This is a genomic window from Erwinia sp., from assembly GCF_031978025.1.
Classification (GTDB): Bacteria; Pseudomonadota; Gammaproteobacteria; order Enterobacterales; family Enterobacteriaceae; genus Erwinia.
Genome location: NZ_DALZCD010000079.1, coordinates 14,770 through 15,458, shown reverse-complemented (window position 1 = coordinate 15,458; position 689 = coordinate 14,770). Strand labels below are relative to the sequence as shown.

The window sequence follows — 689 nt, the reverse complement described above, 5'->3', positions numbered from 1 at the left end:
TGGCGTAGTGTCGATTAAAGATGATGAAGCGCGTATCAACTGCCTGGTTCGCTCGCTGATCGACAGCGGCAAAGAATATCTGGTGGAAACGCTGACGGCACTCGGCGACCTGGCGGGCGCGAAAACCGTGGCCAAAGGCAGCTATCCTGGCTGGCAGCCCGATGCCTCTTCACCGGTGATGGCGCTGGTAGAAGAAACGTACAAAAAGCTGTTTAACAAAGCACCCAATATTCAGGTGATCCACGCGGGTCTGGAGTGCGGCCTGTTTAAAAAACCGTACCCGGACATGGATATGGTTTCGATTGGCCCAACCATCACCGGCCCGCACTCGCCGGACGAGCAGGTGCATATCGGCAGCGTTGGCCTGTACTGGCAGCTGCTGACCGCGCTGCTGAAGGCGATCCCGGCTAAGTAAAATCCAGCAGGCGAAGCACTACGCTTCGCCTGTTTTTTACGGCTCGCATCGGCGTCAGGGCACCCTGCTTGCCGTACGCTGGTTGCGTACAGCGTCTCTCAGAGAAGAGACGATAAGCAGTGATATTTTAGCGCAACGCAGATAACGTCAGCGACGCTTTAAAGAAGAAGTGATAAGTAGTAAAGCTTTAGCGTAATGCAGATTGTGTAAGCGTATGCCTAAAGAAGAAGCGATAAGCAGTAAGCCTTAGCGTAATACAGATTTTGTAAGCGGT

1 pseudogene is annotated in these 689 nt (G+C 53.3%); it reads left to right on the top strand.

The features are described 5' to 3' along the window. A pseudogene (locus RTK32_RS08580) lies at positions 1-415 on the top strand (M20/M25/M40 family metallo-hydrolase); the annotation flags it as partial. Positions 416-689: the final 274 nt, after the last annotated feature.